The organism is Nocardioides sp. N13(2025) (assembly GCF_051912545.1).
Taxonomy (GTDB): domain Bacteria; phylum Actinomycetota; class Actinomycetes; order Propionibacteriales; family Nocardioidaceae; genus Nocardioides.
Genome location: NZ_CP196809.1, coordinates 1,396,069 through 1,415,775 on the forward strand (window position 1 = coordinate 1,396,069; position 19,707 = coordinate 1,415,775).

Annotated in this window: 18 protein-coding genes; 11 read left to right on the forward strand and 7 right to left on the reverse strand. The window is 70.7% G+C overall.

Annotated elements, in window-relative coordinates:
* A complete protein-coding gene (locus ACS3YM_RS06685; RefSeq protein WP_439939292.1) occupies nt 1-132 on the reverse strand; it encodes a hypothetical protein in 132 nt (43 codons plus the stop codon).
* Nucleotides 133-228: 96 nt separating this feature from the next.
* Between ACS3YM_RS06685 and ACS3YM_RS06690 the strand changes: the two genes are divergently transcribed.
* From ACS3YM_RS06690 to ACS3YM_RS06710, 5 genes are all read left to right on the forward strand, one after another.
* A complete protein-coding gene (locus ACS3YM_RS06690) occupies nt 229-723 on the forward strand; it encodes a dihydrofolate reductase (protein ID WP_439939293.1) in 495 nt (164 codons plus the stop codon).
* Entirely contained in the window at nt 720-1,070 is a 351-nt protein-coding gene (locus ACS3YM_RS06695) for a GntR family transcriptional regulator (RefSeq protein ID WP_439939294.1), read from the forward strand. Before ACS3YM_RS06690 ends, ACS3YM_RS06695 begins: the two co-directional genes overlap by 4 nt.
* Nucleotides 1,071-1,276: 206 nt before the next feature.
* Entirely contained in the window at nt 1,277-2,596 is a 1,320-nt protein-coding gene (locus ACS3YM_RS06700) for an HNH endonuclease signature motif containing protein (RefSeq protein ID WP_439939295.1), read from the forward strand.
* 97 nt (nt 2,597-2,693) lie between these two features.
* A complete protein-coding gene (locus ACS3YM_RS06705; RefSeq protein ID WP_439939296.1) occupies nt 2,694-3,779 on the forward strand; it encodes a hypothetical protein in 1,086 nt (361 codons plus the stop codon).
* Nucleotides 3,780-4,340: 561 nt separating this feature from the next.
* Nucleotides 4,341-4,988, forward strand: a complete 648-nt coding sequence (locus ACS3YM_RS06710) for a rolling circle replication-associated protein (protein ID WP_439939844.1) — start codon at nt 4,341-4,343, stop codon at nt 4,986-4,988.
* A 179-nt stretch (nt 4,989-5,167) separates the two neighbouring features.
* Here ACS3YM_RS06710 and ACS3YM_RS06715 read toward each other — a convergent pair whose 3' ends face one another.
* On the reverse strand, nt 5,168-6,571 hold the full coding sequence (locus tag ACS3YM_RS06715; RefSeq protein WP_439939297.1) for a recombinase family protein: 1,404 nt from the start codon (nt 6,569-6,571) through the stop codon (nt 5,168-5,170).
* Between the two features lie 19 nt (nt 6,572-6,590).
* Here ACS3YM_RS06715 and ACS3YM_RS06720 point away from each other — a divergent pair, with 19 nt between their 5' ends.
* The 3 genes from ACS3YM_RS06720 (at nt 6,591) to ACS3YM_RS06730 (ending at nt 8,183) form a co-directional block, all read left to right on the forward strand.
* Complete coding sequence (locus tag ACS3YM_RS06720; protein ID WP_439939298.1) at nt 6,591-6,776, forward strand: hypothetical protein; 186 nt, start codon at nt 6,591-6,593, stop codon at nt 6,774-6,776.
* 101 nt (nt 6,777-6,877) lie between these two features.
* Nucleotides 6,878-7,459 carry a chloramphenicol phosphotransferase CPT family protein gene (locus ACS3YM_RS06725; protein WP_439939299.1) on the forward strand — a complete coding sequence of 194 codons (582 nt, stop codon included), beginning with the start codon at nt 6,878-6,880 and terminating at the stop codon, nt 7,457-7,459.
* Nucleotides 7,460-7,745: 286 nt separating this feature from the next.
* Nucleotides 7,746-8,183 carry an NUDIX hydrolase gene (locus ACS3YM_RS06730; protein ID WP_439939300.1) on the forward strand — a complete coding sequence of 146 codons (438 nt, stop codon included), beginning with the start codon at nt 7,746-7,748 and terminating at the stop codon, nt 8,181-8,183.
* A gap of 7 nt (nt 8,184-8,190) precedes the next feature.
* On the opposite strand, the gene ACS3YM_RS06735 is transcribed toward ACS3YM_RS06730, so the two are convergent.
* Both ACS3YM_RS06735 and ACS3YM_RS06740 read right to left on the reverse strand, forming a co-directional pair.
* On the reverse strand, nt 8,191-8,979 hold the full coding sequence (locus ACS3YM_RS06735; protein ID WP_439939301.1) for a nucleotidyltransferase domain-containing protein: 789 nt from the start codon (nt 8,977-8,979) through the stop codon (nt 8,191-8,193).
* Nucleotides 8,979-9,317 carry a TfoX/Sxy family protein gene (locus tag ACS3YM_RS06740; RefSeq protein ID WP_439939302.1) on the reverse strand — a complete coding sequence of 113 codons (339 nt, stop codon included), beginning with the start codon at nt 9,315-9,317 and terminating at the stop codon, nt 8,979-8,981. Before ACS3YM_RS06740 ends, ACS3YM_RS06735 begins: the two co-directional genes overlap by 1 nt.
* Nucleotides 9,318-9,380: 63 nt before the next feature.
* Between ACS3YM_RS06740 and dapA the strand changes: the two genes are divergently transcribed.
* The 3 genes from dapA to ACS3YM_RS06755 are packed head-to-tail and all read left to right on the forward strand — an operon-like array spanning nt 9,381 to nt 13,829.
* Nucleotides 9,381-10,271 carry a 4-hydroxy-tetrahydrodipicolinate synthase gene (dapA, locus tag ACS3YM_RS06745; RefSeq protein ID WP_439939303.1) on the forward strand — a complete coding sequence of 297 codons (891 nt, stop codon included), beginning with the start codon at nt 9,381-9,383 and terminating at the stop codon, nt 10,269-10,271.
* A gap of 45 nt (nt 10,272-10,316) precedes the next feature.
* Entirely contained in the window at nt 10,317-12,002 is a 1,686-nt protein-coding gene (locus ACS3YM_RS06750; RefSeq protein WP_439939304.1) for a ribonuclease J, read from the forward strand.
* A 45-nt stretch (nt 12,003-12,047) separates the two neighbouring features.
* On the forward strand, nt 12,048-13,829 hold the full coding sequence (locus ACS3YM_RS06755; RefSeq protein ID WP_439939305.1) for a sensor histidine kinase: 1,782 nt from the start codon (nt 12,048-12,050) through the stop codon (nt 13,827-13,829).
* On the opposite strand, the gene cydD is transcribed toward ACS3YM_RS06755, so the two are convergent.
* The 3 genes from cydD to ACS3YM_RS06770 are packed head-to-tail and all read right to left on the reverse strand — an operon-like array spanning nt 13,789 to nt 19,655.
* A complete protein-coding gene (gene cydD, locus ACS3YM_RS06760; RefSeq protein WP_439939306.1) occupies nt 13,789-17,166 on the reverse strand; it encodes a thiol reductant ABC exporter subunit CydD in 3,378 nt (1,125 codons plus the stop codon). The genes ACS3YM_RS06755 and cydD overlap by 41 nt on opposite strands.
* A complete protein-coding gene (gene cydB, locus ACS3YM_RS06765; protein ID WP_439939307.1) occupies nt 17,163-18,182 on the reverse strand; it encodes a cytochrome d ubiquinol oxidase subunit II in 1,020 nt (339 codons plus the stop codon). Before cydB ends, cydD begins: the two co-directional genes overlap by 4 nt.
* Nucleotides 18,183-18,206: 24 nt before the next feature.
* Nucleotides 18,207-19,655: a cytochrome ubiquinol oxidase subunit I gene (locus tag ACS3YM_RS06770; RefSeq protein ID WP_439939308.1), complete on the reverse strand. Its 1,449-nt coding sequence runs from the start codon at nt 19,653-19,655 to the stop codon at nt 18,207-18,209.
* Between the last annotated feature and the right edge of the window lie 52 nt (nt 19,656-19,707).

The following is a 19,707-nucleotide window of genomic DNA, read 5'->3' on the forward strand; positions in this document are numbered from 1 at the left end:
CTAGCGACGCTCGAGGGCCTGGCTGACCGCCTTCGCGACGTCGGCCACCAGTCGGGTGTGCCACCGCTCGTGGGCGGTCAGGTCGGCCACAAGGGCGTGGCAGTCGGGGCAGCGCGCGTGCTCTGTGCTCATGGGATCCTCCCGGGGCTCGGGTTCTGCACTCCACGGTGGCACGGCCCGGACGCGGGGAACAGGGCCGAAGGCCCGGTGCGTCAGTAGGGTCGTCCCGTGACCCGTCCCGACCAGCGGGTGGTGCTCGTCGCCGCCCACGCCCGCAACCGCGTCATCGGCAACGGCCCGGACATCCCGTGGCGGATTCCCGGCGAGCAGGCGCAGTTCAAGGAGCTGACCTGGGGCCACACGCTGCTCATGGGACGCACCACCTTCGAGTCGATCGGTCGCCCCCTCCCGGGGCGTACGACGATCGTGCTGACCCGCCACGCCGGCTGGACGCACGACGGCGTCCTGGTCGCGCACACCGTCGAGGAGGCGCTCGACCTCGCCGGGCAGCAGACCGGGGACCTGATGGTGGCCGGCGGGGGCGAGGTCTACGCCGCGCTGCTGCCCTACGCCACGCACCAGGTGCTCACCGAGGTCGACCTGGAGCCGGAGGGCGACGTGCACTACCCGCAGTTCCCTGCCGGGGAGTGGGTGGAGACGGCTCGCGAGCGTTGCGACGGCTACGACCGCGTGTGGCTGGAGCGGATGGACCCGGCCGCGTGAGGCTCGACGTCGACGCCTCCTCGGGCGTGCCGCCCTTCGAGCAGGTGCGCGAGGGGATCCGTGCGCAGGTGGAGTCCGGGAAGCTCGAGCCCGGCTTCCGGCTGCCGCCCGTGCGCGTGCTCGCCGACTCGCTGGGGCTCGCGACCAACACCGTCGCCCGGGCCTACAAGGAGCTCGAGGCGCTCGGGGTCGTGGAGACCCGCGGGCGGGCCGGCACGTTCGTCGCCGGTCGCGGGGTGACGAGCGCGGTGCGCTCCGCCGCGTCGTCGTACGTCGCCTGCGTCCGCACGCTCGGCCTGTCGGACGACGACGCGCTCGACGCCGTACGGCGCGCGCTGGGGCAGTGACGGGTTACTGCCCAGCTTGCTCGGTGGTCGAGTAGCCGAGCGAGGCACGAGCGAGGTGTATCGAGACCCTCCCTCGGTGGTTGAGGTGCGAGCGGAGCGAGCCTCAAGACCTCCGATGTCTCCTGGGGTCATTCTGTTCGAAAATAGTTCTCCACAGATCCGTTCTCGCAGGTCAGGGTGTCGGTGGTCTCTGGGAGGATGGACTCATGTCCACCACAGCCGCAGCTCCAGCCACTGACCGGGTCAGCGCCCGGTCGGTGCTGGATCGTGCGGTGCTGGATCGTGCCGCGGCGGCGATGAGCGCCAAGCGGCGGGTCGAGGTGGAGGTGCTGGAGTCTGCGCTGGCGTGGGCGCACGCGCACGTGGTCTCCGACGTGGGTGACGCAGCCGGCTGGCGCTCGGAGACCGTCCATGCTCCGGGCAGTGCGGCCGCGTTGTTCGGCGAGCGTCCGTTGCCGATCGCGGGGGTGGGGACGCCGCTGGTCGCGGAGTTCGCGGTGGTGGAGCTGTCGGCGGTGCTCGAGGTGTCCCACGAGGCGACGCTCGCGCTGCTGGGTGACGTGCTCGACCTGGCCCACCGCCTCCCGCTGACGTGGCAGCTGGTGCGTGAGCTGCGGGTCCCGGTGCGGCTGGGTCGGGAGGCGGCGCGGGTCTCGCGCGACCTCGACGTCGCCGCGGCCGGGCATGCGGATCGGCTGCTCGCGTGGCAGCCCCGGCGGCTCAACCCGCACCGCGTCGGGGTGCTGGTGCACGAGGCGAGGCTCTACGCCGATCCCGACCGGGCGATCGCCGACCACGACGCCGCGCTGTCCGCGCGGCGGGTCGAGGTGCACCACGCGCAGGGCGCGCCCGGCACGTCGGAGGTGTTCATGACCCTCGACACCGCCGACGCGGTCGCGTTCGACCACACCGTGTCGACCATGGCGGCGACCATGCGTTCCCTGGGCCACCCCGGCGACCTCGGCGTCCGGCGGGCGCACGCGGTCGGGGTGCTGGCCGACCCGCAGGCCGCGCTCGACCTGCTGGCCGCCCACGACGTCGCCGACCCCGACCGGCCCGTCGACCCCGACGACGACCCGGCCGTCTGCGTCGCCGAGGACGTCGCCCACGAGCGGGCCAACCCGTTCCGCCGGCCGACCGCTCCCGGCGAGAGCGGCGGTGGGGAAGTGGTGCTGGTCTTCCACGTCACCGACCGTGCGCTCCTCGACGACCGTGCCGGTGTCGCCCGCTCGGCGAAGCTCGGCCCGGTGCTCACCGGGCGACTGCGGTCGTGGCTGCTGTGCGCCGGCAAGGTCACCATCACGCCCGTCGTGGATCTCGACCCCCGCGCGCACCCTCCGGTCGACGCCCACGACCCGCCAGCGCGCATGGCCGCGGCCGTCCGGTGGCGTGACCGGACCTGTGTCTACCCCGGCTGCAAGCGTCCGGCCGAGGTCTGCGACCTCGACCACATCGAGGACTACGTCCCCCTCGACCAAGGCGGACCACCCGGCCAGACCCACCCGGGCAACCTCGCAAGTTGCTAATAGGCCCCCGCATCGACCCTCGCTGCGCTCGTTTAGCGGATGGCCTCAAACCCGCAAACCAGGTCCCCACAAGCACAGGACGCCCTATCGTCAGCGCATGACCACCATTCCCTCGGGCCTTAATGCAGAGTCTGGGCAGGCAGTGACCCAGGCGTTCCAAGAGTGGAACTCCGGACAGCAGCAGCCTGCGATCGAGAGGATTCGCCCGTTCGCAGATAGGGATGAACCTTGGGCACTAGCACTTATTTCGTGGTTTCTTCACCAGACCGGTGACCCAGGATGGCGCAACGCGATCCCTTACGCCGAAAAGGCGATTCGAACTGGCTACCCGATGGCAGCAAATTATGTCATTGGCAATATGATGAACGATCCTAATCTTCGCTCGCAAGCACCCGAGTTGATGCGATTGGCGGCGAGCCGGGGCTACCAAGTTGATCCGATAGGGTGGGCGCAGCAGGTAGCCCAACAGGGGGATGGAGCCACGGCGGCTGAGTTCCTGTCGGCTCCGTATGGGCCCTATCCCTGGCACTCGCCGGAGGGCTGGGACGCTCTCGTGAATCACGCTCAGGTGACCAGCGAGAACTTGCGCGAGCACGCGCGACTGGCGAGCGAGCGACAGCAGCGCCTCGGCGAGTTGGTGGCCGACGTCGAGGTCGAGGCAGCGGACACAACTAATCGCATCAAAACCCAGACGGGGTCGCTATTCAGCTTGATCGAGGCGGCTACTAATCGCCAGGCCGAAGCGATATTCGAGGACGAAGCCACAACGCTTAAGAACGAGGAAAAATCGCTCTGGCGTAGCGGGATCGGTATCGTCTCAACTGCCGCGGTCATCGCGGTGCTTCCGCTTGTCCTTCATTACATAGGGCTTGGTCCTGAGTACCAGAGCGGCAACCTGCTGGCCGCCCACTTCACGGCGTCAGCCTCGTTTGCGGTTGTGGCGGGCGTCATGCTGGCAAGGGCAAGGGGTCGCGACCGCGCTCGCCAACGTGCGCGCGACCTGACCTTGGCCCTATCGACCATGTTTGCCTACTCGGCTCAAATTCAGGATGCCGCCGAGCGCTCTAAGTTCACATATGAGATGGGTCGCGTCGTCATCGAATCCTTCCTCCGTGCAGACGCGTCATCAGGCAGCGACGAGACCAATAGCTTGCTTTCCGCGCTGCTTCAACAGCGCGCTTGACTTGAAATAGCAACATAACTCGGGGCGGGGTTCCGGGAGCGTTCACGCGAGGTGGCCGCTGCTGCCCCCGCTTCTCGGGTCGCTCAGGGGCCCTGCGCGGCGTGCTTCTTGCCGCGTGGGGGTGGGCGACAGGGGGCAGCGGCTCACGGACACTGAGCCCGGTATCGGACGGGGTTCCGTCCGTTCGTGAAGTGGACGTGCAAGGATGTGGTCTGCGAGACCGGTACGGTGCGCCACCAGCGCCGAGTAACACCCCAGTGCTCTGCTCCCGGAGCGCACAGCGACGATCGTGAAGCCGATCAGGGACGAACCGGTAACAGACCAGCACGGTAGTGAGCGGGCCAAGGCAAGACCGCAGGTGGCTAGGGCCCCGCTCCGCGTCGTCTGACGTGCTCCGTGTGGGGCCGACATTCCAACGGCTCTGGAGTGTTTCCCTTGTCTGCTTCTTCTGTTGTCGACCTCGTACGCCCCGATGCGGGCTGGTCGTTGTCGCTGTACCCCACTGCCGGTGAGGCTGGCGGTTCGTTCTCCTCGTCGTGGCGGCCCCGGCGCTCGGGCTGGGTGCCTGGTGCTGTTGCCGCTGATCCTGAACGGTCGCGGGCTGAATCCGCTCGTCGTGCTCGGGCGAAGGTCCGGAGATACTGCACGGCTCACGGTCTGAATCGTCTCGGGACACTGACCTATGCCGGGGAGGGGTGCCATGACCCGGCGCGACTACGGTCCGATGTGGGCGAGTTCTTCCGCTCGCTGCGCTCGTCGCTGGGCGGGAAGGCGTTCCCGTACGTGTGGGTGCCGGAGTGGCACAAGTCCGATCACGGGATGCATGTGCACTTTGCCGTGGGTCAGTTCATCTCTCGTGGGCGGATCGATGAGGCGTGGGGTCGCGGGTTCGTCCACATCAAGCGGCTCTCGGATCTGCCGGTGGGCTCGACGCGTCTGTCAGAGGCACGGCGCGCGGCGGGGTACTTGTCGAAGTACGTCACTAAGTCCTTCGCCGATGATGAGTCCTCCCGCTCAATGCGTCTCCACCGCTACGAAGTGGCTCAGGGGTTCCAGCCGTCGGTGGTGAGGCTCAGGGGCACGTCGGTTGAGGATGTGTTCGACCAGGCCGTCCAGCGGATGCAGGGGCTGATGCCTTCGCAGTCGTGGAACTCCTCGCAGGTCGAGGGGTGGCAGGGTCCGCCGGCGGTGTGGTTCGCATGGGACTGAGCCATCTCTCTGCCGAGCAGATCGCCGCGTGGGTCATTGCATCCTGTAGGGCTCAGGGGCTGCCGGTTCGGGTGTCTGATCCGCTGGTGGTCCGCCAGGTGGGGGTGCTGCTGGGCGCGGCCCCGGCGGGCTCGCGCGCGCACCCACGCAGTGGGAGCACACGAGACCGGGGGGCGCGTTCAGTGGCGCCAGACGACGGACACTCGGGCAGGGTCCAGGGCGGTGACTCCAGGGGTACCGGGGGCGATGTCGATGTGGTCGATGATCGCTTTCACGATGGCGTGCTGCCGCGACAGCGTGAGGTCCGACCAGGTGCGGCCTAGTTCTTGGCCGTTGCCGATCAGTCCGGCCAGGGCGCTGGTGTGGGTAAGGCGTCCGAGCTGACGTTGAAGGTGGTCGCGCTGCTCTTCCAAGGGCTTGCGGGCCAGGGCCCAGTCCCGGCGGCTGATCTCTCCTGCGGCGAACGCTGCGGGCAGGTCGTCGAGACGTTCCTGCACTGTCTGGAGGCTGCTGGACAGGTCGGTGATGCGTTCGTCGGTGCTGCTGCGTCCGGTGAGGGTGTCGGCCAGTTCGGGGGTGTCGAGGCGGTACAGCACCGCGTCGGCAATAAGACGTTCGAGCGGGTCTGCGGTGATGGTCAGGCGTCCGCATCCGCCGTGGTCGGGTCCGCTCATGCACACGTAGCGGCGGGTGTTGACGCGGGCGCTCGAGTAGAGCCGGGTGCCGCACTTGCCACAGCGCAGCATCCCGGACAGCAGGTAGCGCTGCGGGACGCGTCGTCCGCTGTTCTTGGCCTCGGCGTACTTGGCCAGGATCCGCCGGTGCTGGTCCTCGGTGATGATCGCGTCCCACACTGCGGGCCCAACGATGGTGCCCTTGTGGCTGCGTAGACCTGCGTAGCGGGGGTTGGTGAGCATCCCTTTCACGGTGGTGGTGATCCAGGGGCGTCCGGTCACGGTGGGGATCTCCTGGGCGTTGAGCCAGGTCGCGAGGGAGCGGGTGGACTCCCCGGCCAGGAACCGGTCGCTTAGGAGGCGGAAGGTCGTCGCCTCGCCGGGAACCACGGTGATCTTGTCGTCGGCGTATCCGAACGGGCGGACCGGTCCGCCGTGGGGTCGGCCTTCGGCGGCGACCTGCTCCATCTTGCGCGAGACTCTGCGCCCGATGTTCGCGGACTCCTTCGCGGCGAACGCTCCGAGGATACGGGCCATCATGAGCCCGTCGACCGTCGAGATGTCGGTATCGCCGGTGACGAACCTGACCTGGGTCACCTTGGCAGCGGTGACGGCTTCGTAGAACTGCTCCAACTCCGCTGGGCGTCGGGTCAGCCGGTCGATGTTGTAGACCACGATCGCGTCGACCAGGCCGTCTGCCAGATCGGCCAGCATCCGCTGGTACTCAGGACGGCGCTTCCCGGAGTAGGCCGAGATGTCGTTGTCGACGTACTCCTGGGCAACCCTCCAGCCCAGGGACTCGGCCAATGTGTGACAGTCGGCCAACTGTCGGTCCACTCCGGCGCGGGTGCCTTCGGTATCGCTGGAGATGCGGGCGTAGATGGCAGCCCGGGCGGGCGTCGTCGTCATAGGGTCAGATTAGCGACGTGTGGACAACCTCGCCCCGTTGTGCCGCAGGCACCACCGCGCCAAGACCTTCGGGGACTTCACCTACCGCCGACTCCCCGACGGGTCGTACGAGTGGACCCTGCCCACCGGCACCGTCATCACGACCGACCCGCCCGCCCCCAGGCCGCGACCCGACCGCGGCCGACGCTCCCGCCGACGAACCTGAACGCCCCGCTGAGCCCGACACCACCCAGTGATCGGGCTGTAGGCGTGCTCAGGTCGGACAGTCGCGCGCCGGCGAGCTGGTGCAGTGGCTAGGTTCGCGTGGTGAACGGAGCGAAGCGTGGCCGGGTCATCCTGTTGAACGGCGCCTCCAGCTCCGGCAAGAGCAGCATCGGGCGGGCCCTGCAGGAGGCTCTGCCGACGCCGTGGTTCTTGATGTCGGTGGACGCGTTCGGAGCGATGCGGTCCACTCCGCGGACGCTGGTCCTCGACCATGCCGAGACCGACGCGATGCTCCGCCGCACCCGGTTGGGCTACCACCGGGGCGTCGCAGCGATGGCCTCGGTGGGCAACGACGTGATCATGGACTACCCGCTCAGCGCGCGGTGGCGACTCGACGACCTGCTCGAGGTGCTGGATGGCCACGACGTGACGCTGGTCGACGTGCGCTGCTCGCCCGACGAGCTCGATCGGCGTGAACGCGCAAGAGGCGATCGTCCGCAGGGGCTGGCTCGCTCGCAGCACGTGTTCGCGCACGACGACCGCGACATCGTGGTCGACACGACGGGCGCGAGCGCTCAGGACTGCGCCGCCGACATCGCTCATCAGCTGCTCGAGCTGGATGAGGAGAAGGCGTTCGACCGGCTCCGCCGAGGTGGCTTGGACCACTCGAGGACGTGGGAATGATCGCGGGGCCGACCTCGTTGGACCGGTCAGCTGATTCCGCATCATGTCCCCGGGCCTCACCCCTAGCCGCTACGAGCGGCCGTTCGCCGAGAGGCGGCTGACGGGTCAGCGAGCAGCATCACGCAGCCACCCGCCGGGTAAGCCCCGGCCAGGGTGGCTGCGTGCTTCTCGGGGGATGGTCTCGGGAGGGGTAGCCTCGGCGCATGACCACCGTCATCGTGATCGCCGCCGTCGTGGTGCTGCTCGCGGCTGCCTTCCTTCACCTGCGAGGCACGCGTGCCCAGGGATGAGTGAGGCTGTTCCCACTCCCGACGCCGACCCGGCGGGCGACAAGCACATCGTGGTGGCAGCCGTCGCCCTCGTGCGCGACGGACACGTGCTGACGGTCCGCAAGCGCGGGACCGAGCGGTTCATGCTCGTCGGCGGCAAGCTCGAGCCAGGGGAGTCGGCCCGGGAAGCCGCCCTGCGAGAGACGCGCGAGGAGGTCGGGCTCGAGATCGCTTCGGCGACGCTCCTCGGCGAGTTCCACTCAGAAGCCGCCAACGAGCCCGACCACACGCTGCACTCCACGGTCTTCTGGGTCGAGTCCGACGCCGAGCCGGTCGCCTCGGCCGAGATCGCCGAGGTCCGGTGGACCTCGCTCGACGACCACCCCGACGACCTCGCGCCGATGCTCGAGCACCACGTGCTCCCGATGATCCGGCGCACGGTCCTCGAGCCCTGACGTCACGTCAGTCGAAGACGGCCAGCTCGCTGCCCCAGCCCTCGATCATGTCGAGCGTGCGCGTGTGCCCGCGCCCGGTGTCGTACGCCGTGCAGGCCGCGCGCACCAGCGGGTAGGTCTCGCGGACGGCCGAGGGGTCGCCGTCGAGCGTGCGCCGGACCAGCCCGAGCAGCTCGTCGGCCGGCCACCCGTCGACCGGGTGCGTGCGCAGCTCCCACGGTAGGTACTTGTTGTAGGGCCGCACCCGGCCCGCGGTCGCGAACACCACGTCGAGCAGCCACGGCACCGACTCCGCGGCGTCGAGCCTGGCCTCGAGGGTGCGTCCGTCGCGGTCGTTCTTGAGCGCGCGGTAGGCGAAGTTGACCCAGCCGTCGAGCCGGTCGTGGTCGATCAGCACCGCGTCCGCCTCCTCCGGCGTCAGCGTCGCCTGCCGGCGCACGGCCGCCGCGAGCTCGCCACCGGTGCGGTCGAGCAGGACGGGCGCCCAGGCGTAGGTCCAGCGGTACCACCAGTCCTCGGTGCCGAAGGCGGGCACGGTGAGCAGCTCGCTCCAGCCGTCGATGGCCTCGTCGACGTCGAGGGAGTGCGTGGACGACCGCGTCGACGCGGCCTCGTCGGTGAGCACCACGACGACGTCGAGGTCGGAGCGCTCGGTGGCGTAGCCACGGCCCGCCGAGCCGCTCAGCACCAGCCCGAGGAGGTCCTCGCCGTGCGCGGCGTCGTTGCGGTCGGCGAGGTCGACGATGCTCGTGCGCTGGGCAGGCGTCAGCCACTCGGGCAGGCGGAGGTCCGGCATCACTTCTTCTTCGGCGGCAGGGAGCGCGCGTAGCCGGCGCCGCGGTCGACCCACACCTGGAGCGCGTCGTCGGAGGAGACCGTGTCGATCGCGACGAAGAGCCAGCCGTTCATCGTCCGCCCGCCCATCTCCATCGGCCGGACGTCGACCCCGTCGATCCACTCGCGGCCCTGCGCGGGATCGACGCGCACCATGAGGTCGCCGCTGCTCGAGGCCGCGACTGCCATGTTGCCGCCGATCATGAAGCCCACGCCGCCGAACATCTTCTTCTCCGTGAGCAGGGGCTCGCCCTCCAGCGAGTCGCGCAAGCGCTGCGCCAGCCTCTCGTCGTACGCCATGCCCGCACCCTATGCGGCTCGGCGCCGACCGGCGGGCGGAGCGGGAGCGATAACCTGTGGGCCATGAGCTCCAACGTTCCGTTCGGCCGCCTGCTCACGGCGATGGCCACCGCGTTCCACGAGGACGGCAGCGTCGACCTCGACAGCACGGCGAGGATCGCCGCGCACCTCGTCGACCACGGCAACGACGGCGTCGTCGTCAGCGGCACGACGGGGGAGAGCCCCACCACGTCGGTCGCCGAGGACGGCGAGATCCTCCGCGCCGTGCAGGACGCCGTCGGCGACCGTGCCACGGTCATCGCCGGCGTCGGCACCAACGCGACCGCCCACTCGGTCGAGCTGGCCCGCCAGGCCGAGAAGATCGGTGTCGACGGCGTGCTGCTGGTCAGCCCCTACTACAACAAGCCCGGCCAGGTCGGGCTGCGCCACCACTTCACCTCGGTCGTCCAGGCGACCGACCTCCCGGTGATGCTCTACGACGTCCCGGGTCGCACCGCCACCCTGATCGAGCTCGACACCTACGAGGCGATGCGCGCCTACGACCACGTCCTCTCGGTCAAGGAGGCCTCCGGCCTGCTGCCGCGCACCGCACAGCTGGTCGACATGGGCTACTCCGTCTACTCCGGCGACGACGTGGCCACGCTGGGCTACCTCGCCTACGGCGGGGTCGGCCTCGTCTCCGTCGTGGCCCACGCGGCCGGCACCCAGCTCGCGTCGATGATCGACGCCTGGGTGCGCGGCGACCACGCCGAGGCGCTACGGATCCACACCTCGCTGATCCCGGCCTTCGACGCCGTCATGGGCGTCCCCAACTACGGAGCCACCACCGCCAAGGCAGCCCTCGAGCTGCTCGGCGTGCTCGACAACCGTCGCGTCCGCGGCCCGCTCGTCGCCCTGGACGACGACGAGGTCGCGGCCCTGCGCACCGGCCTGGCCGCCGCCGGCCTGCTCTGACTGTCCGTCTGGCAACAGACCTCTCCCACGAACCGAGGAAAACCCTTGAGCCATCCCCACCCCGACCTGAGCGCGCCCGCCCCCCTCCCGGCAGGTGGCCTCCGGGTCATCCCGCTCGGTGGGCTGGGCGAGGTCGGTCGCAACATGACCGTCTTCGAGTACGACGGCCGCCTGCTGATCGTCGACTGCGGCGTCCTCTTCCCCGAGGACCACCACCCCGGCGTCGACCTGATCCTTCCCGACTTCGACCCGATCCGGGACCGGCTCGACGCCGTCGAGGCACTCGTGCTGACCCACGGCCACGAGGACCACATCGGCGCGACGCCGTACCTCCTGCGCGAGCGCGGCGACATCCCCCTGGTCGGCTCCAAGCTGACCCTCGCGCTGCTGGGCTCCAAGCTGCGCGAGCACCGGCTCAAGGAGACCGCGCAGTACGAGGTGGCCGAGGGCCAGACGATCACCTTCGGCCCGTTCGTGCTGGAGTTCGTTGCGGTCAACCACTCCATCCCTGACGCGCTCGCCGTCGTGATCCGCACCGGCGCCGGCGTCGTGCTGCACACCGGCGACTTCAAGATGGACCAGCTCCCGCTCGACGGCCGGATCACCGACCTCAACGAGTTCGCCCGCCTCGGCGACGAGGGGGTGGACCTCTTCCTCACCGACTCGACCAACGCCGAGGTCCCCGGCTTCACGACGTCCGAGAAGGACATCGCGCCCGTGCTGGACCGCGTGTTCTCCAAGAGCGAGAAGCGGATCATCGTGGCCTGCTTCGCCTCCCACGTGCACCGCGTCCAGCAGGTGCTCGACGCAGCCGTCGCCCACGGCCGCAAGGTCGGCTACGTCGGTCGCTCGATGGTGCGCAACATGGCGATCGCCCAGGACCTCGGCTACCTCACGGTGCCGCCGGGCGTCATGGTCGAGGCCAAGGAGCTCGCCGACCTGCCGCAGCACAAGCAGGTCCTGATCTCGACGGGGTCGCAGGGCGAGCCCCTCGCTGCGCTGAGCCGCATGTCCCAGAACAACCACCACTTCGTGCACCTCGAGGAGGGCGACACCGTCGTCCTGGCCAGCTCGCTCATCCCGGGCAACGAGAACGCCGTCTACCGCGTGATCAACGGGCTGTCGCGCCTGGGCGCCAACGTCGTGCACAAGGGCAACTCGCTCGTCCACGTCTCCGGCCACGCCAGCGCCGGTGAGCTCCTCTACTGCTACAACATCGTCAAGCCGCGCAACGTGATGCCCGTGCACGGCGAGATCCGGCACATGCGGGCCAACGCCGACCTCGCTCGAGCGACGGGCGTGAAGAACGTCGTCCTGGCCGAGGACGGCGTCGTCGTCGACCTGGTCGACGGGGTGGCCAAGGTCGTCGGCAAGGTCGACGTCGGCTACGTCTTCGTCGACGGCACGACCATCGGCGACATCAGCGAGGCCTCGATGAAGGACCGCCGCATCCTCGGCGAGGAGGGGTTCTTGTCGGTGATCGTGGTCGTCGACTCGGTCACCGGCAAGGTCGTCTCCGGGCCGGAGATCCACGCCCGCGGCTTCGCGGAGGACGAGACCACCTTCGACGAGATCAAGCAGCCGATCGTCGACGCGATCAACGCGGCGGTGCAGGAGGGGGTCACCGACGCCTACCAGCTCCAGCAGACCGTGCGCCGCGTCATGGGCCGATGGGTCAACAAGGCGCACCGCCGTCGTCCGATGATCATTCCCGTGGTCATCGAGGCCTGAGTCGCTAGCATCACGTCCGGGACGGGCCGTGGTGGGGAGGTGCAGATGCCGCGCAACCAGGGCGCGCTGAGTCGCCTGGCGGAGCTGATGCGCCGGGTCAACTCCTCCACCGACACCGAGGTCATCCTCGAGGAGATCGCCCACGGTGTCGTCGACGTGCTCGGCTACGGCGTCGCGGCCATCGCGCGGCTCGAGGGCGACACCCTGGTGATGACGCACGTCGCCGGACCGCCCGAGGTGGTCGCGCAGATCCTCCACCGGCGGACCCCCGCCGAGCAGATCCTCGACGAGTTCCGTCAGGCCGACAGGTGGGGGATCCTGCGCTTCGTGCCGGCCGGGCGCATGTCGGAGGAGCGGCTGCGCGCCGCCTGGATCCCCGACTTCGAGCCCGACCCCGACCCGGATGCGTGGCACCCCGAGCACGCGCTCTACGCACCGCTCTACTCAGCCGGCGGCGAGCTCCTCGGCAACATGGCCGTCGACCTGCCGCCGGACTCGCGGGTGCCCGACGAGGCCGACCGCGAGCTGCTCGAGATGTTCGCGGTGCAGGCGGGGGTGGCACTGTCCAACGCCCGCGAGCGCGAACGACTCACCGACCGGCTCCGGCTCGACCGGATGCTCACCTCGGTGGCCGGGGCCGGCACGCAGTCCAACCTCGCCCACGCGCTCGGCACGGCCGTCGTCGCCGTCGCGGAGTCGCTCGGCACCATCCAGACATGGGTGCGCACCTTCCCCAGCGACGCCCAGGGTGCGGAGCTCGGCGTGGGCACGCCCCGGGCGTACGCCCCTGAGCACGACCTGCCCGAGCTGCGCGACGAGCTCCTCCAGCTCGACGACCGGCTGGTCCTCATCGAGGTCGGGGTCGACGACCCCGCGTCGACGCAGCTGCCTCGCAGCGCACCGCGGTTGCAGCAGCTCCTGCGGGGGATGCGGGCCGAGCGCGCCATCATCTGCCCGCTCGTCTCCCAGGACGAGCTCGTCGGCTACGCCGTGCTCGCCTTCGCCCGCAGCTCCCGACCCCTGACCCTCGTCGAGGCCGACGCCGCGCTCGAGGTCGGCCGCCTGCTCGCCCAGATCGTGCGGGCCGCCCGGGTCCTCGAGACCGAGCAGCGGCTGGTGCAGGAGCTGCGCGAGCTCGCGCGCTACCGCAGCGAGCTGATCGCGACGATCTCCCACGAGCTCAAGACGCCCCTGACCGCGATCCTCGGCCACGCCGAGCTGATCGCCGACCGGCACCCGGAGCTGACCTCGATCGACGCGATCATCCGCAACGCCGGACGGCTCAACAACCTCGTCGCCAACCTCCTGCACTACTCCCGGATCCAGGGCCGGCGCGAGACCGTACGCCGTCCTGTCGACCTCGCCGAGCTCTGCGAGGCCAGCGTCGACCTGCTGGACATCCGGGCCAAGCAGGCGGGGGTCCGGCTCAGCTTCGAGGGGTCCGGGTCGGGACCGGTCGTGGTCTTCGGCGACCCCGAGGAGCTCGCCCGGGTGATCGACAACATGGTGGACAACGCCGTGAAGTACACCCCCGAGGACGGCTCCGTCGTGGTGTCGATGACCGTCGGCGACACCGAGGTCAGCGTCGACGTCACCGACACCGGCCTCGGCATCTCGCCGACCGACCAGGCGCACGTCTTCTCGGCCTTCCACCGCTCGACCAACCCCAACGCCCTCTCCGTGCCCGGCACCGGGCTGGGGCTGCCGATCGCGCAGCGGATCGCGGAGTCCCACGGCGGCACGCTGGCGCTGACCTCGGAGCTGGGCAAGGGCAGCACCTTCCGGTTCACCCTGCCGCTGCGCTCCCCACGAGACTCGGCCGGCTGACCGCGTCGTCGGCGGAGGCGCCGAGCCGCAGCACCCGGTCCATCGCGTCCAGCCCGACCGTGCCGTGGGTGATCCAGACGATCGAACGTCCGGCCCGTGCGGCCGACTCGAGCATCTCGCTGGCGACGGCGCGGGCGGTCGGACCGTCGAGGTGCGCCGTCGGCTCGTCGAGGACCAGGACCTGCGGGTCGGCCAGCAGCGCGCGGGCCAGCGCCAGCCTGGCCCGTTCGCCTCCCGACACCTCGCGCCGGCCGCCGCCGACGTGGGTGTGGATCCCGTCGGGCAGGTCGTCGACCCACGAGCCGAGCCGGGCCCGGTCGAGTGCCGTGCGCACGTCGTCGTCCGTCGCACCGGGTCGGGCCAGGCGCACGTTCTCCGCGACGGTCGACGCGAACACGTGCGGGTCGTCGTCGACCAGGCCCACCGTGCGGCGTACGTCGTCGAGCGCCAGCCGCCGCAGGTCGGTCCCCCCGAGCAGCACCTCGCCGGACAGCGGGTCGATGAACCGCACGAGCGTCGCCGCCAGCGTGGACTTGCCCGATCCCGAGGGTCCCGTGATGCCGAGGTGCTCGCCCGGCCGCACCGTGAGGTGCTCGATCGCCAGGGCCGGTCGGTCGGTCCAGCCGAGACCGACGCGCCGCAGCTCGAGGCCGTGGGTCGGAAGGAGGGTCTCCGGGGATGCCGGCTCGCTGACCGCAGGCTCGGTCGCGGCGAGGGCGTCCAGGCGCTCGCGAGCCGCCCGGGCCCGCACGGACAACGCTCCGGCGTCGGCCAGCCCGGCCGTCACGTCGGCCATGGCCAGCGGCACGAGCAGCAGGAGGGCGAGCAGCGCCGGCGAGACGGCGCCGGGGGAGACGACGACGGCCACGGCGATCACACCGAGGCCGGCGGCCGCGGTGGTCAGCGCGGTGCCGGCGGCGACCGCCGCCGACGAGCGGCGTACGACTCGGGCGAGCGCGGCGGACTCCTCCTGCACCGAGGCCAGGGCTCGGTCGGTGGCGCCCCACTGCTCGAGCTCGCGGAGGCCGTGGGCGACCTCCTCGACGCGGGTGCCCAGTGCGGCTCGGCGGGCCACGACCAGGGGCTCGACCGCAGCGGTTGCGCGGCGGGCGAGATGGAAGGCGACCGCCCCGGTGGCGGCGACGGCGACCACGACGAGACCCGCGCGCAGGTCCACCCACGCGGTCAGCACCGAGGCGCCGAGTCCCACGAGGGCCGCCGTCGCGGCCGGCTGCCGCACCCGGAGCTGGTCGTCGAGCAGGGCGTCGACGTCGTCGACGACCCGGGTCAGCAGGTCGCCGCGACGCGGCCCCAGCCGGCCGGGCACGAGCGGGACCAGGTCGGCGTACACCCGCGCCCGGCGCTCCGCGAGCTGCCGCAGCACGACCTCGTGGCTGAGCACGCGCTCCGCGTGCCGCAGCACCGGTCGGGCCAGTCCGAAGAGCCGGACGCCCACGATCGCGACCATGAGGTGGAGCACGGGCGGGTGCTCGCTGGCGCGGGTGATCAGCCAGCCGGCGGTCGCGGTGAGGGCGACCCCCGACGACGTCGAGAGCGCGCCGAGGAGGGTGGCGGTGCGCAGCCCCCAGCGCGGACGTGCGTCGGCGGCGTTGTCGGTGACGATCGCCGTCGGCGGCACGGGGGCCTCAGAGTGGCGGCGTACGACATCCGCGGAGGCCGAAACCATGTCGGATGCCGCCACCTTCGCAGCGGATATGTCGTATGCCGCCACCCTGGCGGGGATCGGCGAGAGCTCCACCACCCGGTCGGCGGCAGCGAGCACGGCCGGCCGGTGCGCCACGACCACCACGAGGCTCGTGCGGGCGAGGGCCGTGATCGTGTCGAGGAGGACCTGCTCGGTCTCCTGGTCGAGGTGGGCGCTGGGCTCGTCGAGGAGCACGACCGGTCGCGCGGCCAGGACGACCCGGGCGAGGGCCACTCGTGCCCGCTGACCGGCGGACAGCCCGGCACCGTCCTCGCCGAGCGGGCTCTCGATGCCGTCGGGCAGGGCGCGGACCGCGTCGGCGAGCCCGACGCTGCGCAGCGCCTCCCACACCTCGTCGTCGCCGGCGGACGGGCGGCCCAGGCGGACGTTGGCGGCGACCGTGTCCGCGAGCAGCCAGGGTCGCTGTGGCGCCCACGCGACCCGGCTCCGCCACCACGTCGGATCGACGTCGTCCAGCGGGGTGCCGTCGACGAGGACGCGGCCGGCGACAGGTGGCAGCTCCCCGCGCAGGGTGGCGAGCAACGTCGACTTGCCGCACCCCGACGGCCCGGAGACCGCGACGAGCCCGCGCTCGGGGAGGTCGAGGTCGAGCGGGTCGGTGAGCGCCGTGCCGTAGCCCACGTCGAGGGCCGCGAGGGCGAGCCGGGTGGACCTGGGGCGGGTGGAGCCGGTCCGGTCGTACGACGCGCGCGCGAGCAGGTCGTCGGCGTCGGCCAGCGCGGCGGTGCCCTCGGCGGCGGCGTGGAACTCCGTACCGACCCGGCGGAGCGGCCAGTACGCCTCCGGTGCCAGCAGCAGCACGGTGAGAGCGACCCGGAAGTCGACCGACCCCGAGGCCAGGCGCAGGCCGACCGTCACGGCGACGAGCGCCACCGACAGCGTCGCGACGAGCTCGAGCACCGAGGACGAGGCGAAGGCCACCTTGAGCGTGTCGACGGTGGCCCGCCGGTAGCGGTGGGTGACCGACCGGATGGTGTCGACCTGGGCTGCGGCGCGCCGGTGCGCGACCAGCGTGGGCAGCCCGCGGACGACGTCGAGGAAGTGCCCGGACAGCGCCTCGAGCGAGCGCCACTGCTGGCGCGCCCGATCCCGGGTGGTGAGGCCCACGAGCACCGCGAAGACGGGGACCAGCGGCAGCGTGAGCGCGACGACCAGGCCGGACAACGGGTCGAGCCAGGTGATCGCCGCCAGGGTCACGACCGGCAGCACCGTGGCCGGCACGAGGGCGGGCAGGTAGCGGGTGACGTAGGGCTCCACGCCCGCGACCCCACGCGTGGCCAGCACGGTGAGGCGGCTCGGCGAGACCTGGTCCAGGTGGCGCGCGGCGTCGAGGAGCCGGCCGCGCAACGCCCCCGAGACCTCGGACGCGGCGCGCGCGGCGGCGCGCTGGCCGGCGTACGCCGTCGCGGTCCGCAGCAGCACCAGGCCGGCGAGCCACCATGCCGCGCGCGACCAGTCCCCGGGGCCGACGGCAGCCACGACCAACGCACCGAGCGCGAAGGCCTGCCCCACCGTCGCCAGTCCGCCGAGCACCCCGCTCGCGACGACGACCGCCAGCGCCCCGCGCGCCGGGCGCAGGTGCTGGAGGACGGCGGGGTCGACCGGCCTCACTGGCCCGTCTCGGCCAGCACCGGACTCGGGATGTGGTGCACCGAGATCCGCTTGCGGAAGATCCAGTAGGTCCACGCCTGGTAGCCCAGGACGATCGGGGTGAACACCACCGCGACCCACGTCATCACCTTCAGCGTGTACGCCGTCGCCGCGGCGTTGGTCGTGGTGAGCGAGAAGGCCGGGTCGGTGGTCGAGGGCATCACGTCCGGGAACAGGGCCAGGAAGAGCCCGGCCACCGCCAGCGCGATCGTGAGGAAGGTGCCGGTGAAGGCCCACCCCTCCCGTCCGGAACGGGCAGCGAACAGGCCGCCGAGCAGCGCGAGGGCGGCGACCACGAAGACGACCGCGCTGAGGGCGGTGCCGGTCTTCGCCTGCGTCCAGCCGAGGAACACCACCGCGAGGACGGCGGCCACGGCACCGATCCGGACGGCGAGGGCGCGAGCGCGGTGCCGGATCTCCCCGTCGGTCTTCAGCGCCACGAACATCGCGCCGTGCGCCGCGAACAGGGTGAGGGTCACGAGGCCGCCGAGCAGCCCGAACGGGTTGAGCAGCGTGAACAGGGTGCCGGTGAACTCCTTGTCCGCGTCGATCGGCACGCCCGCGACGATGTTGGCGAAGGCGACGCCCCACAGCAGCGACGGCACGAACGAGCCGATGATGAGCGCGAGGTCCCAGCGTCCCTTCCAGGTGTCGTCGTGGCGCTTGTGGCGGTACTCGAAGGACAGCCCGCGCACGATGAGGGCGACGAGGATGAGCAGCAGCGGTAGGTAGAACCCGCTGAACAGCGTGGCGTACCACTCCGGGAACGCTGCGAAGGTCGCGCCGCCTGCGACGAGGACCCACACCTCGTTGCCGTCCCACACGGGGCCGACGGTGTTGATCATGACCCGGCGCTCGGTGTCGTCGCGCGCGAGCACGGGCAGCAGCATCCCGACGCCGAAGTCGAAACCCTCCAGGCAGAAGTAGCCGACCCAGAGCACGGCGATCAGCGCGAACCAGACGGTGGTGAGCTCCATGGTGTTGTCCCTCCGGGATCGGGGTCAGTAGGCGAACGTGAGCGGGACGTCGTCGTCGGATCCGCCGACCTTGACGCGGGGCGGTTCCTCAAAGGGCTCGGCGCCCTTCTTCACGTAGGTGACGAGCAGCTTGACCTCGATGACGGCGAGCACCGCGTAGAGCAGCGTGAGGACGATCAGCGACGTGGCCGCCTCGAACGTCGAGACGCCGGGGGAGACCCCGGACTCCGTGGTCATCAGGCCGAAGACGACCCATGGCTGCCGGCCCATCTCGGTGAAGATCCAGCCCCACGAGCTGGCCAGCGTGACCGCGATCGGCAGGGAGAGCCCCAGCGTGCCGAGCCAGCGGACGCCGGGCGTGCGGCCCTTCCGGGTGAGCCAGAGGATCAGCGCGGCACCGCCCGCGGCGAAGAAGCCGAGACCCATCATGAAGCGGAAGGACCAGTACGTCACCGGGATGATCGGGACGTAGTCGCCGTCGCGCTGGGCGGGGTCCGCGCTGTCGAGCGTGCCGTAGGTCTCGGCGTACTCCTCCTTCAGCGGGTTGATGCCCTGCACGGTGCCGTCGAAGGAACCGGTGCCGAGGAACGACAGCAGGCACGGGACCGTGATGGCGAACTTCTCGTGCTGCCCGTCGGGGGTGCCGATGGTGAGGACCGAGAACGGCGCGCAGCTCTCGCTGGTCTCGTAGAGGCCCTCGGCGGCGGCCATCTTCATCGGCTGCACCTCGGTCATCACCTTGCCCTGCAGGTCGCCGGTGATGGCGACGCCGAGACCGGCGAGCAGCGTGACGACGGCACCGATCCGGATGGCGCGGTGGTAGAGCGGACGGTCGGACTCGTGCTTCTTCTTCATGTAGAGGTAGGCCGAGACACCGAGCAGGAACGCGCCCGCCGTCATGTACGCCGCGAAGATCACGTGCGGGAACGTCACGAGCTGGACCTTGTTGAACATCACGGCCCAGAAGTCCGTCAGCTCGGCGCGACCGGAGTCGGGGTTGAAGCGGTAGCCGACCGGGTGCTGCATCCACGAGTTGGCCGCGAGGATGAACCACGACGACGCGAGCGTGCCGAGGTGCACCAGCCACATGCAGGCGGCGTGCAGGCCGCGCGGCAGCTTGTCCCACCCGAAGATCCACAGGCCGAGGAAGGTCGACTCGAGGAAGAAGGCGAGGAGGCCCTCGACAGCGAGGGGCGCGCCGAACACGTCGCCCACGAAGCGGGAGTAGTCCGACCAGTTCATCCCGAACTGGAACTCCTGGACGATGCCGGTCACCACGCCGATGGCGAAGTTGATCAGGAAGAGCTTGCCGAAGAACTTCGTCAGGCGGAGGTAGTCCTCCTTGCCCGTCCGCACCCAGGCGGTCTCGAGCCCGGCGATGACGGCGGTGAGGCCGATCGTCAGCGGGACGAAGAGGAAGTGGTAGACGGTGATGATCCCGAACTGCCACCGGGCGATGTCGAGGACGTCCATGGGCACACCCCTTGTGGTCGGCGCCGCGGCGCAGAAGTACTACACATTGTAG

Coding starts and splice junctions, on each gene's coding strand:
- ACS3YM_RS06685 (WP_439939292.1), bottom strand. CDS start 132: ATGAGCACAGAGCACGCGCGCTGCCCCGACTGCCACGCCCTTGTGGCC.
- ACS3YM_RS06700 (WP_439939295.1), top strand. CDS start 1,277: ATGTCCACCACAGCCGCAGCTCCAGCCACTGACCGGGTCAGCGCCCGG.
- ACS3YM_RS06705 (WP_439939296.1), top strand. CDS start 2,694: ATGACCACCATTCCCTCGGGCCTTAATGCAGAGTCTGGGCAGGCAGTG.
- ACS3YM_RS06715 (WP_439939297.1), bottom strand. CDS start 6,571: ATGACGACGACGCCCGCCCGGGCTGCCATCTACGCCCGCATCTCCAGC.
- ACS3YM_RS06730 (WP_439939300.1), top strand. CDS start 7,746: ATGAGTGAGGCTGTTCCCACTCCCGACGCCGACCCGGCGGGCGACAAG.
- ACS3YM_RS06735 (WP_439939301.1), bottom strand. CDS start 8,979: ATGCCGGACCTCCGCCTGCCCGAGTGGCTGACGCCTGCCCAGCGCACG.
- ACS3YM_RS06740 (WP_439939302.1), bottom strand. CDS start 9,317: ATGGCGTACGACGAGAGGCTGGCGCAGCGCTTGCGCGACTCGCTGGAG.
- dapA (WP_439939303.1), top strand. CDS start 9,381: ATGAGCTCCAACGTTCCGTTCGGCCGCCTGCTCACGGCGATGGCCACC.
- ACS3YM_RS06755 (WP_439939305.1), top strand. CDS start 12,048: ATGCCGCGCAACCAGGGCGCGCTGAGTCGCCTGGCGGAGCTGATGCGC.
- cydB (WP_439939307.1), bottom strand. CDS start 18,182: ATGGAGCTCACCACCGTCTGGTTCGCGCTGATCGCCGTGCTCTGGGTC.
- ACS3YM_RS06770 (WP_439939308.1), bottom strand. CDS start 19,655: ATGGACGTCCTCGACATCGCCCGGTGGCAGTTCGGGATCATCACCGTC.